Source organism: Streptomyces sp. NPDC057638 (assembly GCF_042800315.1).
Lineage (GTDB): Bacteria > Actinomycetota > Actinomycetes > Streptomycetales > Streptomycetaceae > Streptomyces.
The window spans coordinates 1-12,569 of the sequence record NZ_JBHVHF010000247.1 but is presented as its reverse complement, the minus strand read 5'-3'; the positions used below and the strand labels follow the sequence as shown (position 1 = coordinate 12,569).

The 12,569-nt window shown below is 72.9% G+C and carries 10 protein-coding genes; 3 read left to right on the top strand and 7 right to left on the bottom strand.

Features of this window, described 5'->3' with window-relative positions:
- Nucleotides 1–153: 153 nt before the first annotated feature.
- Entirely contained in the window at nucleotides 154–699 is a 546-nt protein-coding gene (locus ACFVIM_RS26520) for a DUF6309 family protein (protein WP_384306084.1), read from the bottom strand.
- A gap of 232 nt (nucleotides 700–931) precedes the next feature.
- Between ACFVIM_RS26520 and ACFVIM_RS26515 the strand changes: the two genes are divergently transcribed.
- On the top strand, nucleotides 932–1,483 hold the full coding sequence (locus ACFVIM_RS26515; RefSeq protein WP_384306081.1) for a hypothetical protein: 552 nt from the start codon (nucleotides 932–934) through the stop codon (nucleotides 1,481–1,483).
- Between the two features lie 66 nt (nucleotides 1,484–1,549).
- Here ACFVIM_RS26515 and mnhG read toward each other — a convergent pair whose 3' ends face one another.
- The 6 genes from mnhG to ACFVIM_RS26485 are packed head-to-tail and all read right to left on the bottom strand — an operon-like array spanning nucleotide 1,550 to nucleotide 8,131.
- Nucleotides 1,550–1,942 (bottom strand): monovalent cation/H(+) antiporter subunit G, encoded by a 393-nt coding sequence (mnhG, locus tag ACFVIM_RS26510; protein WP_384306079.1) that lies wholly within the window; start codon nucleotides 1,940–1,942, stop codon nucleotides 1,550–1,552.
- Entirely contained in the window at nucleotides 1,939–2,268 is a 330-nt protein-coding gene (locus ACFVIM_RS26505; protein ID WP_384306076.1) for a monovalent cation/H+ antiporter complex subunit F, read from the bottom strand. Before ACFVIM_RS26505 ends, mnhG begins: the two co-directional genes overlap by 4 nt.
- Complete coding sequence (locus ACFVIM_RS26500) at nucleotides 2,265–2,870, bottom strand: Na+/H+ antiporter subunit E (protein WP_384306073.1); 606 nt, start codon at nucleotides 2,868–2,870, stop codon at nucleotides 2,265–2,267. Before ACFVIM_RS26500 ends, ACFVIM_RS26505 begins: the two co-directional genes overlap by 4 nt.
- Nucleotides 2,871–2,877: 7 nt before the next feature.
- Nucleotides 2,878–4,593, bottom strand: a complete 1,716-nt coding sequence (locus ACFVIM_RS26495) for a Na+/H+ antiporter subunit D (RefSeq protein WP_384306070.1) — start codon at nucleotides 4,591–4,593, stop codon at nucleotides 2,878–2,880.
- Nucleotides 4,590–5,192 carry a Na(+)/H(+) antiporter subunit C gene (locus tag ACFVIM_RS26490; protein ID WP_384306067.1) on the bottom strand — a complete coding sequence of 201 codons (603 nt, stop codon included), beginning with the start codon at nucleotides 5,190–5,192 and terminating at the stop codon, nucleotides 4,590–4,592. Before ACFVIM_RS26490 ends, ACFVIM_RS26495 begins: the two co-directional genes overlap by 4 nt.
- Nucleotides 5,189–8,131 carry a Na+/H+ antiporter subunit A gene (locus ACFVIM_RS26485; protein WP_384306065.1) on the bottom strand — a complete coding sequence of 981 codons (2,943 nt, stop codon included), beginning with the start codon at nucleotides 8,129–8,131 and terminating at the stop codon, nucleotides 5,189–5,191. The genes ACFVIM_RS26490 and ACFVIM_RS26485 overlap by 4 nt, the downstream gene beginning before the upstream one ends.
- A 198-nt stretch (nucleotides 8,132–8,329) precedes the next feature.
- Here ACFVIM_RS26485 and ACFVIM_RS26480 point away from each other — a divergent pair, with 198 nt between their 5' ends.
- Together ACFVIM_RS26480 and ACFVIM_RS26475 are read left to right on the top strand one after the other, a co-directional pair.
- Nucleotides 8,330–8,830 (top strand): NUDIX hydrolase, encoded by a 501-nt coding sequence (locus tag ACFVIM_RS26480; RefSeq protein WP_384306062.1) that lies wholly within the window; start codon nucleotides 8,330–8,332, stop codon nucleotides 8,828–8,830.
- A 318-nt stretch (nucleotides 8,831–9,148) separates the two neighbouring features.
- Complete coding sequence (locus ACFVIM_RS26475; RefSeq protein WP_384306060.1) at nucleotides 9,149–12,517, top strand: S8 family serine peptidase; 3,369 nt, start codon at nucleotides 9,149–9,151, stop codon at nucleotides 12,515–12,517.
- The last annotated feature ends 52 nt before the right edge of the window (nucleotides 12,518–12,569 follow it).

Genomic DNA, 12,569 nt, shown 5'->3' with positions numbered 1-12,569 from the left:
CGCGTGCCGTGGCCGGGCCGCGCGCCCATGACGGGGCCCGCACCCGGCCGGGCCGAGGACCGTGCCGCGTCCGCGCCAGGAGCGCCCCACCCGTCGGCCGGGGTGGGGGAGGGCACCCGCCGTACGCCGTACGGCGGGTGTTCTCCGTTACCGTCAGGCCCGGCCCGCCACCTGGGCCGGGTCAAGCCCCGCCACATACGCCTCGATCCAGGTGCCGGGGCTCAGCAGGCCCGCCTGGGCCCAGGCGAGCATGCGGTGCAGCCCATCCATGTGGATCAGTCCACCGCGCGCCGTCATATCCGCGTAGTCAGGTCCCGAGATGGGCCGGGTGCTCAGATACAGCGCCAGACGCTCGGCACCGGTCTGACGGTCGAGTTTCACCGCGCACATCGGGTTGGCGCGGGCGTAGCCGGTGCCCAGCGCCGTGAGCCGCTCCGTCGCCTCGGCCACGGTCAGCCCGGTCTTGGGGATCAGTTCCACCTCCCCGTCCTCGCCCAGATGCCAGGGGAGCACCACCGGCCATATCTCCGGCCCCTCCAGCAGGACCCGGTGCCATCGCCCGCCCAGTTCCTCCTGGGCACGGTGGAGGTTCACCTCCGCGTCATCGTTGAAGTTGGTCTCGTCCGAGGCGTCATAGGGGTGCTCCCTCTGGAAGCGGCTCAGGACCGCCTCGAACCCGACCGTCTGAAGAACTCTCATCGCTCCGTGCTCTCCTCCTGCTCGGTCTCCTGGCAGTCTGCCCCACGGGCGCCCGCCGTCGATCACTCGTCGAGCCGGTGATAGTGCCGGCCTCCGGGGTACGTTCCGCGCCCAACGCCGCCCGCGGGCACGGGACCGGCCCGCCGCCCATGAGTTGGTCCCCCTTCCGTATCCGCTGCGGTGATCGCGCGCGGGAGACGCCGCCCGGGAAGCGGTCACTACCATCGGCGGGATGGTGAGTGACACGATGGCGGGCCTGCGGCTCCGGGGCGCGCCCACGACCGAGCACCTCGACACCGCGGCCCTGGACGGATTCCGCTTCGCCGACGGCGGCGGATTCCCCCCGTCCTACCGGGCGTTCGTACGCCATGCCGGGTGGGGCCGCGCCTTCGGGCGCTGGCTGGTCTACCCGCCGGTGCTGCCGGGATACGCCGACGGCTGGCACGGCCGGGGCGCGGAGCTCACCGACCGGCTGCGCGCGACCTATCGGGACGGGCGGCGGGAGGAGTTCGACTGGATGGTGGAACCGGACGGCCACTGGTCGCTCCCCGACTCCCTGGAGGTCTTCGCCTGGAGCGAGAACGGCGACGCCCTGCTGTGGGACAGCGCCTCACGTGACGCGGAGGGGGAGTTCCCCGTCTGGGAGTCACGCGCTCTGGACTCCTTGCACCACCTCGGCGCGGATCTCCACACCGCCCTGCGCTCGGTGCGCGCCCGATCCGCCGGACTCCTCGGGCCCCGCCCGTACGATGTGGAACCGCTTCCCGCCACCCGCCTCCGCTGAGGTGCCCCGAGGCGTTCCCTCGTCTCCCGTACGGAGAGAACCGTCCCGGCACCGGACCGGCAGGTGTCAACGGCCGGTGCCGCCCGGGAACGCGGTGTCACCGCCGGAGGGTCTGCGGCTCAGCTCCCGGTCCAGATCGTCGAAGACCAGCCCCTCCCGCCCCACATAGCCGGTGCGGTAGGCGACCCGCGCGACCAGATGGGCCGCGACCGGGCCGGTCAGCAACTGGAAGAACCCGATGAGTCCGAGGGTGCCCAGATCGATCCCGGTGCGCAGCCGCAGTGCCACCCCGCCGAGCACCAGCAGCATGCCGAGCGCCTGCGGATTGGTGGCGGCGTGGCCGCGCGAGAGGACATCGGGCAGCCGCAGCATGCCGATCGCGCCGAGCAGACTGACGGCCGCGCCCAGGAAGAGGAGGACGGCCCCGGCGGTGTCCGCCGTCTGTGCCCAGGCGCTCACCGCGGCTCCCGTCCCGGCCCCGGGTCCGCGTCCGGCTCGTCCGGGGCGCGGTCCCGGACCGCGATGAAGCGGGCGATGCCCACCGACCCGGTGAACCCGAGGAAGGCCACGACCAGCATCACGGGGAAGTAGAAGGAGTCCCGGGTGACGGCGGAGCGCACCCCGATCCCCGCGATCATCAGCGCGGCGATGACATCGAGCGCCATCGCCCGGTCCAGCATCGACGGGCCGCGCCCCACACGGATCAGCACCAGCGCCCCGGCGATCAGGACCATCACGCCCGCCGCGGTCAGCAGCACCTCGTCCACGGTCCGTGCCACGCTCATCGCCTGCCTCCCCGGGGATCCGGCTCCGCGCTGACCCGGGCGATCTCCGCCCGGTCGCCGAACGCCCGGACCACCAGCTCCTCCATCCGCCGGACCGACCGCCGGGCGCGCTCGGCCGCCTCCGGTTCGTCGGCCTCCAGGATGTGCACGAACAGGGTGGCGCTGGACCGCCGTACCTCCACCACCGATCCGTCGGGGACGTTGGAGACGGCGACCGCCGTCGCCGTCAGCATCAGATCGCCCCGGCAGCGCAGGGGTACCGCGACGACGGCCGCCCGGTAGGGCCGGTCGTCGAACATCTGGCGGGCCACCTTCACGCCGGAGGTGTACATGTCGACCAGCAGATGGACCACGAGCCGGGCGATGCCCCACGGGTGCAGCCGGAGCCCCAGATCGACCCCGGGCAGCGGGAAGACCAGACAGAGCACCACCGCGACGATGAGGCCGTTGAGGAGATTGGCCCAGCTGACGTTCCCCCACAGCAGCGTCCAGACCACGGCCAGCCACACGATCAGGGGCAGCTCCAGCACCCGCCGTCGGCGGCCCACCACCGCGAGGCTGAACGGCGCGAGATCGGGGTCACGGAACCGCAGGGAGATCATGGGGACGTCATCGGCCCAGCACCGCCTCGATATAGGGGGAACGTTCCAGAAGCTCCGCCGCCGCCCGGTCGGTGAGCGAGGTGAGCGGGCCACCGAGGACGGTGTACGCGAGCGAGAGCAGCACCAGGGCCGCCGCCGCCCAGGTCATCGTCGGCGGCAGCTTGTCGGTGGTGACCGTGATGGCGCGGCCGAAGAGCGTGGCGGTCACCGCCTGACCGGCCGGACCGCCGCGCGGGCCGCGCTCCGGGCGGGCGCCAGCGGCCCGTTCGCCCTCCCCGCCGGTCCGCCCGTCCTCGGAGCCACCGGTCCGCTCACCCTCGGGGCTGACGTCCCCGCTCTCGTCGCCGCAGTCGTCATGGGTGTCCCGCTGTTCCAGGACCGCGCCCCGCGCCACCGGTTCCGGCGGCGCGGCGCGCCAGAACGCCAGGTTCCAGACCTTCGCCATGACATACAGCGTGAGCAGGCTGGTCAGGGCGGCGGCCGCGACCAGCGTGTACGACCAGCCGTCGGCCCGCGCCACACCGGCCCGCAGCAGCTCCAGCTTGCCGATGAACCCCGACATCGGGGGGATACCGGCCAGGTTCAGCGCGGGCAGCAGGAAGAGCGCGGCGAGGGCCGGCGCGGCCCGTGCCAGTCCGCCGACCCGGGTGAGTTCGGTGGTGCCCGTGCGCCGCTCGATCAACCCGGCGACCAGGAACAACGCGGTCTGGACGGTGATGTGGTGGACGACGTAGACCATCGCGCCGCCGAGCCCCGCGCGGGAGCCCAGTCCGATCCCGAAGACCATGTAGCCGATATGGCTGACCAGGACGAACGACAGCACGCGTTTCAGATCGGTCTGGGCCACCGCGCCGAGCACCCCGATCACCAGGGAGGCGAGCGCGGCGGCCATCAGCAGCCGTCCCAGCCGGTCGCCGGGGAAGAGCAGGGTCTCGGTCCTGAGCATGCAGTACACGCCGACCTTGGTGAGCAGTCCGGCGAAGACCGCGGTGATCGGCGCGGGCGTGGTCGGGTACGAGTCGGGCAGCCAGGCCGCGAACGGGAACACGGCCGCCTTCACCGTGAACACCGTCAGCAGCACCCCTTCCAGCAGTCCGCGCACCCCGGGGGAGAGTTCCACCAGCCGGAGCGCGAGCTGACCGAAGTTGACCGTCCCCGCCGCCGCGTACACCAGGGCGATTCCGGTGAAGAACACCATCGAGGAGATCAGGGAGACCAGGACGTAGGTCGACCCCGCCCGCAGCCGCGACTCGGTGCCGCCCAGCGTGAGCAGGACGAAGCTGGCCACCAGCATGATCTCGAAGCCGACGTAGAGATTGACCAGGTCCCCCGCGAGGAAGATGCACGAGACACCGGAGACCAGCACCAGATAGGCCGGGTGGAAGACGGCGAGCGGGGCGCGTTCGTCCCGGTCGGTCATGCCCTGGCCGAGCGAGTAGACGAGGACGCAGAGGGTCACGGCCGACGAGACGGTGAGCATCAGCCCGGAGAGCCGGTCCGCGACCAGGGTGATGCCGAGCGGCGGCGGGAAGCCGCCGAGGTGGACCGCGAGCGGCCCCCGGGTGTCGGCGGCGATCAGCAGCAGGACCGAGAGCGCCAGGACGGTGGCGAGGACGATCACGCTCACCGCGCGCCGACCGCGTGGGAAGCGGGGGCCGAGGGCCAGTTCGAGGCCGGTGGCGAGCAGCGGCAGCAGGACCGGCAGGGGGACGAGCGCGTTCATCGGTCACCTCTCCGCGGGCGGCCGTCGCCGCTCCCGGCATCCGTCTCCTGCGGGTCCTCGCCCAGGATGTCGTTCCACAGATCACCCGAGGCGTCCCGGGCCCTCGCCTGGAACGCCCGGTCCTCCCGCAGGACGGTGCGCAGCCGTCGGCGCTCCGACCGGTAGGCCGCCGTGCTCCCCTCCGGACGGCTGCCCCGGGGCGCCCGCCGCTCCCGTAGCGCGGCCCGCTCCTCCTGCACCTGGGCGCGGAGCGCGACGCGCCGGTCCTCGATGTCGTCCTGTACCTCGTCCGTCCCGGTCACCCGCAGGGTCCGGTACGCCATCGACAGCAGGAACGCCGTGGTGGCCAGGGTGATGACGATGGCGGTGAGCGCGATGGCCTGGGGCAGCGGGTCGGTGACCCGGGCGAGATCCACCCCGGGGTAGAGCAGGGGCGCGGCCCCGGCGGCGCCACCCGCGGCCAGCATCAGCAGATTGATGCCGTTGCCGAGGATCACCGCGCCGATCAGGATCCGGCTCAGGGCGCGCATCAGGAGCAGCACCCCGCCCACCGCGCAGAGCACCCCGGCCGTCACCAGCAGGGCGAGGCTCACCGTCATGGGCCCGCTCCCTGTCCGGCGGCCTCGCGTGCCGCGGCCTCCCGTTCGATCTGGCGGTCCACACGGGCGCCGAGGGACCGCACCATGTCCAGGACCACGCCGAGCACCAGCAGATACACCCCGGTGTCGAAGATGACCGGCGTCCCGATATGGAAGGCGCCGATGAGCGGCAGGTGCCCTTCGTAGGTGAGGGGGTGCAGCACGGTGCCGTCGACCAGCCCGAGCAGGGCCACCGCCGTGGAGATCACCAGACCCCAGCCGGTGAAGAACCCCGGGTGCCAGGGGGCCGCCTCCCCGAGTTCGAACCGTCCGCCCGCCAGATAGCGCACCGTCACCGCGACCCCGGCCACCAGTCCGCCGACGAACCCGCCCCCCGGCAGGTTCTCCGCGCAGAACAGCAGATAGACGGAGAGGACGAGGATGGGGTGGAAGACCAGCCGGGCCACCACCTCGAAGACCACCGAGCGGTACTCGGGGGCGAGGGTGCGGCCCGCGGCGAGCCAGGTCCGCTCGGGCGCGTTGTCCTCGGGCGCCAGACCGGTGGTACGGGCGCGGGAGCCGAGCGACCACGCGGTACGTCCGCCCGGCGGCCCGGGCCTCTCCTCCGTGATCGTGCCGCTCACGGAGACGCTCCCGTACCCGGAGGGTTCGCCGTCGGCCCCGGTGCGGCGGTGGAAGTAGATCAGACTGGTCACCCCGATGGCGGCGACGGCGAGCACCGCCGACTCGCCGAGGGTGTCCCAGGCGCGGTACTCGACCAGGATCGTCGCCACCACGTTCCGCACCCCGTGCCGGGCGGTGTCGTACACCAGCGCCTCGCCCGCCGGAGCCGCCCGCCGGGCCGCGGCCACCACCCACAGGGTGAACGCGATGGCCGCCGCCAGGGCCAGCGCCAGGGGCACCCGTACCCGCAGCCGCCAGGCGCTGATGGTCTCCTGGAAGTACACCGGCATCCGCCGCATCACCAGCACCAGTACCAGCAAGGAGACGGTCTCCACGGCGAACTGGGTGAGCGCCAGATCGGGCGCGCCCTGCACCACGAAGAGCAGGGCCGTGCCGTATCCCGTCAGCCCCGCCAGCACCACCGCCTTCATCCGCCGCTTCACCTGAAGACACATCAGCGCCGCCGCCCAGGTCAGCAGGGCCACCGCGCCCTGCGCGGGCGAGTCCCACAGCCGGGGCGGGGCGGCCCCGTGCCACGGCCGGTCCACGATCAGGATCGTCAGTTCCCCGGCGAGCAGCACCAGCAGCACGGTGGAGAGGTAGACCGAGAGCGAGCCGCGCTGGAAGAAGCCGGTGACCTGGAGCGCCAGCCGCTCCAGACCGAGCAGCCCCAGCCCGAAGACCCGGTCGGCGGTCGGCCACGCCACCCGCCGCGACAGCCGCACCACCGGGTCCCGGGCCAGGAAGAGCAGCAGACCGGCCGTCCAGGCCGCCCCCGAGAGCAGCAGCGCCGTGCCGAGTCCGTGCCAGAGCGAGAGCCGGTAGGGGTGCGCGGGCGCGGGAAAGGCGTCCGCGTACGCACCCAGCAGGCCGTTCAGCCAGACGACACCGGGACCGAGGAGCACACAGCCCGCCGCGAGCAGTGCGGGCGGCCCGAGAAAGAGCACGTCCACCCGGTGCACCGGGGTGTCCGCCAGGCCCGGTTTACGGGCGAACGCGCCCCACAGGAAACGCAGGGTGTACGCGGTGGTCAGCGCCGATCCGGTGACGACGACGGCCAGCATCCAGCGGTCCGCCGTCCCGCCGTGCTCCAGCGCCGTGAACGCCGCCTCCTTGGCCGCGAAGCCGAGCAGCGGCGGCAGCCCCGCCATCGACGCCCCCGCCACGACGGCCACGGCGGCGACCCGGGGCAGCGCCCGCCCGACACCGGACAGCGCGCGCAGATCGCGGGTACCCGCCGCGTGGTCGACGATCCCGGTGACGAGGAACAGCGGCGCCTTGAAGAGCGCGTGCGCCAGCACCATCGCCGTGGCGGCCAGCGCGGTGTCACGGTTCCCGGCCCCGGCCAGGACCATCAGGAAGCCGAGCTGGCTGACCGTGCCGTAGGCCAGTACCAGCTTGAGGTCGTTGAGCCGCAGCGCCCGCCAGCCGCCCAGCAGTATCGTCACCCCGCCGAGGACGAGCAGCACCGGCCGCCACGGCGGTGTGTCGGCGAACGCGGGGGCCAGCCGTGCGACCAGGTAGACGCCCGCCTTCACCATCGCGGCGGCGTGCAGATAGGCGCTGACCGGCGTCGGCGCGGCCATGGCGTTGGGCAGCCAGACGCTGAACGGCCAGATCGCCGACTTCGACAGCGCGCCGACCAGGATCAGCACCACGGCCACCGACACCGTCGTGGACGGCGCGGGCGGATCCGCGACCAGGGCGGAGATCCGGTAGGTGCCCGCCGCCTCGCCCAGGATCAGCAAGCCGACGAGCATCACCAGCCCGCCGAAGGCGGTGACCGTCAGCGCCTGGAGCGCCGAGCGCCGGTTCTGCTTGCGCTCGCTGCCATGACCGATCAGCAGGAAGGAGAAGACCGTCGTCAGTTCCCAGAACACATAGAGCAGGACCAGATCGTCGGCGAGGACCAGTCCGAGCATGGCCCCGGCGAACGCCAGCAGATGACCCGCGAACCGGCCCAGCAGCGGGGTGTCAGCGGAGAAGTAGCGCACGCAGTACACCAGCACCAGCGCGCCCACCCCGGCGGCCAGCAGCGCCATCAGCAGCGAGAGCGCGTCCAGCCGCAGGGCGAGCCAGACGTCGTACGCGGGCAGCCAGGCGAGCGTCCAGCTCACCGACCCACCGGCGGCGGCCGTGCCCCACTGGGCGGCCGCCCACCCGGTGGCCGCGAGCGGCGGCAGCGCCAGCACCAGGAAGGCCCGGGTACCGAGCCGCCCGACCAGCGGGCCCGCGCAGAGCGCGAGGAGGAAGTGAGCGAGGATCAGCGCCGCCATACGGCCCCGGGCGCCGGTCCGCCGGGACCGGCGGACACCACACGTCGGACGAAAGGCACGGGCCATTGCTACCGGGATTCCGCCCGGGCACCCGCTCCGGCACGCCGATGAACCCCCGGCCGGAGCCGCCGTGGCCCCCGGGCGGCCCAGTGCCGTCCCCGCCCGCACCGCCGAAGCCCGAGCGGCTAGCGTGTACGGATGTCATCCCCGTCACTGAGACTGCGTCATTCCGTCCGCGCGATCGTCCTCGACGAGGACGACCGTGTCCTGCTGTGCCGGTTCGCGATCCCGGAACCGGCCGGAACGGTGGTGTGGGCGGCTCCCGGTGGCGGGATCGAGCCGGGCGAGAGCCCGCTCGCCGCGCTCCGCCGCGAACTCAAGGAGGAGGTCGGCCTCGACCTCACCACCGATCCGCCGCACGTCTGGCACCGCGAGGTCGTGGCCGCCGGACATGTCGCGGGCTACGACGGCGCCGTCCATGACTACTTCCTGGTCCGCACGGCCGCCTTCACACCGCGCGGCACCCTCTCCGACGACCAGCTGGCCGCGGAGAACATCAGCGGTCTGCGGTGGTGGCACCCGAGCGAGATCGCCGCCTACACCGGTACGGACCTGTTCGCACCGCGTGACCTGGCGACACCGCTGAGGGAACTGCTCACCTCCGGCGTCCCCGCCCGGCCGGTCCGGCTCGGAAGGTGACGGCCTGCGCCGGTCCGGCCACAGCACTAGCGAGACCACCCACGACGCTCAAGAGCGTCTTCTCGCCGTTCTGTTCGGCTTCGACCCACGGATCACTCCCGTGATCTTCGGAGGGTTTCCCCAGCTCGTTCCGGTACGCAGGGTGATCCACACAGGTCACGCCGGCGCGGTCGCCATCCCTCGTCGGAGTCGTCTTCCAGCCGTCACCTCGGATGCTGCCAACCGGAATCACACGCCACCCCTGTTACCGGACAGGGGCGGAACGCGGGGGCCGCTCCCCCTCACTTCCCTGCCCCCGCCCATGAGGGGGAAAGGCTGTTGAGAAGACGTCAGAACCTCGGCGCCGTGACGCTCACCGCGGCGGTGGCGTCCGCGGCGCTCGTCGCCGGACTGACCACCCCGGCGTCATCGGCCACCGTCGAGCGGACGGAGAAGGACCGGGCGACGGCCACCGGGCCACGGACCTCGGGGACGGGTGACCGGGCGGCCGTGTCGCACGGGGTCACGCTGATCACCGGTGACCGGGTCGCCGTGGACGCCCGGGGCCGGGTCGTCCGTGTCGACCCGGCCCGGGGCCGTGAACGCGTCCCCGTCGAGATCTTCACCACGAAGGGCCGCACCTACGCGATACCCGAGGACGCGCGGCGGCTCGTCGAGCGCGGGACCGTGGACCGCCGGCTCTTCGACGTGACCGGGCTGAGCAGCCCGGAGAGCCGCCGCTCCTACCACCGGGGCCTGAAGGTGATCGTCGGCTACGGCGGCACCGACGGCCCCCGGGCACGTGAGCGGGTGCGGGCGCTGCGGGACGTGGCGCTGCGGCGCACCCTGCCCGGTCTGAACGCGGACGCGGTGACCGTCGCGGGCCGGGACGCGACCGCGCTGTGGGACAGGCTGGTCTCCGCCGCCGGTACCACGGAGGCCCGGACCGTCTCCGGTGTCACCCAGGTCTGGCTGGACGCCGTGCGCACCGCCAGCCTGGACCGCAGCGTGCCCCGGATCGGCGCGCCCCGGGCCTGGCAGGCCGGGTACGACGGTACGGGCGTGACCATCGCCGTCCTGGACACCGGTGTCGACGCCACCCACCTCGACCTCACGGGCCGGGTGACCGCCGCGAAGAACTTCACCGGCAGTCCGGACGCCAAGGACCGGCACGGCCACGGCACCCATGTCGCCTCGATCGCGGCGGGCACCGGGGTGAAGTCGGGCCAGCACCGGGGCGTCGCCCCGGGCGCCGGGATCGTCAGCGCCAAGGTGCTGGACGACTCGGGCAGCGGCGACGACTCCGGCATCATCGCCGGGATGGACTGGGCCGTGGCCCAGGGCGCCCACATCATCAATATGAGCCTCGGTGGCCCGGACGAGCCCGGTCTGGACCCGCTGGAGACCCGCGTCAACCAGCTCACGGCCCAGAAGGGCGTGCTGTTCGCCATCTCCGCGGGCAACTCCGGACCCCGGCCCCGCTCCATCGGCTCACCGGGGAGCGCCGAGGCCGCCCTCACCGTGGGCGCGGTGGACGACGACGACAAGCTCGCCGACTTCTCCAGTCAGGGTCCCAGGGCCGGTGACGGCGGGCTCAAGCCCGATGTCACCGCCCCGGGCGTCGACACCACCGCCGCCTCCGCCCCGGGCAGCGCCCTGGCCCAGGAGCACGGCGAGGCGCCCCCGGGCTATCTCACCATCTCCGGCACATCGATGGCCGCACCGCATGTGGCGGGTGCGGCGGCGCTGCTGAAGCAGCGGCACCGGGAGTGGACGGCGGCGGAGCTGAAGGGCGTGCTCGCGGCCTCCGCGAAGGACGGCGGCCACACCGCGGTCGAGCAGGGCACCGGCCGGATCGCGGTCGACCGGGCACTGGACCAGTCCGTGATCACCGAGCAGGTGTCGGTCGACTTCGGCCTCCAGACCTGGCCGCACACCGATGACCGGCCGATCACCAAGAACATCACCTACCGCAATCTGGGGGACCGGGGCGTCACCCTCGATCTGACCGTCGCCTCGGCCGGACCCCAGGGCAAGCCCGCCCCGGACGGCTTCTTCACCCTGGGCGCCCAGCGGGTCACCGTCCCGCCGGGCCGCACCGCCTCCGTGGCGCTGACCGTGGACACCACCCTCGGCGGGACGGAGGACGGCGTGTACACCGCCGCCGTCACCGCGACGAGCGGTGCCCAGACGGTACGCTCCACCGCCGTCGTGGACCGCGAGCCCGAGTCCTACGAGGTCACCCTCACCCACACCGGCCGGAACGGCGCGCCGGGCAAGGGGTTCTTCACCTTCCTCAACCCGCTCACGGGCGACGGAAGCCCCATCTGGCTGACCAGCGACGCGTCCGGCGTCAACAAGATCCGGATACCGAAGGGCGAGTACTTCCTCACCTCCCGCCATCTCACCGACCCGGACGACACGGCCAAGGGCTTCGATCTGCTGCTCCAGCCCAAGCTGATGGTCAACCGGGACACGAAGGTCGCCCTGGACGCCCGGACCACCCGGCAGACGAAGATCACCGTGCCCGACTCCCGGGCGGTGTCGGCCGGGCTCTACGCCGACTTCAGCTCCACCGGCCCCGAGTGGGGCACCGGATACGGGGTCTTCGCGTCCACGCTCACCGGCTTCCGCACCGCGCATGTGGGGCCGCGGCCCACCGACCGCTCGCTGGCCGAGCTGTGGAGCGCCACCTGGCGGGGGCGCGGCGCCGACGAATACCACATCGGCTCCGGCGGACTCGTGAAGCGGTTCTCCACCGGCTTCACCAAGACGTTCGCCCGGGCGGACTTCGCCCGGGTCGCCGCCACCTCCGGCTCGGCGGCCGGCGGCAAGAGCGGCAGCCTCGCCGCCATCAGTGACGTGGTGGACTTCGGCTTCGCCCACGACCCGCTGCCGGTGCCCGCCACCCGGAACCTGTATGTCGCCACGGGCGCCCGACCCAATGCCTGGACCCTGCATTACACCCAGCACCCCTCGCTGGACGAGGGGGAGGAACCGGAACTCGGCTACCACACCCCGGGCCGTGACTACCGGCCCGGCAAGCGCTACCGCGAGCTGATCAACACGGGTGTCCACGCACCGTGGCTCGGGTCCGACCGAGGTGTCTTCCGCCAGGACGACGGCCTCTTCCCCCGGATGAACGTCTTCTCCGACGCCAGCGGCAACGACGGCTGGTCCGACCACCTCTCGGCCCGCACCACCCTGCACCGGGGCACGACGAAGATCGGTGAGAACGAGGACCCGCTGACCGGCGAGGAGTACTTCCCCGTCGGAGCGGACGACGCCCGGTACACGCTCGCGACCACGGTACGGCGCAGCCCGAAGGTGTCCGCCGTCGCCGACCGGGTCGACGCCTCCTGGACCTTCCGCTCCCAGCGGCCCACCGGCGACGACGAGGTCCGGCTCCCCCTCTCCACCGTGCGCTTCACGCCCCGTCTCGCGCTCGACGGCACGGTCCCGGCGGACGGTACGACCACCGTCCCGCTGACCGTGCAGGGTCCGGCGGCGGGCCCGGGGCTGAAGACCCTCAGGGTCTCCGTCTCCTATGACGGCGGCACGAGCTGGCGGCGGGCGACCGTGACCGACGGTCAGATCACGGTCCGCAACCCCGCCCGGGGCAAGGGCCTCGCCCTGCGCGCCCAGCTCACCGACGTCCACGGCAACAAGGGCTCGGTCACCGTCCACAACGCCTTCCGCGGCAGGTAGCTCCGCCGGGCGTTCTCCGCAGGAGTGACGATGGGCCGCCGCGCTCCGGCGC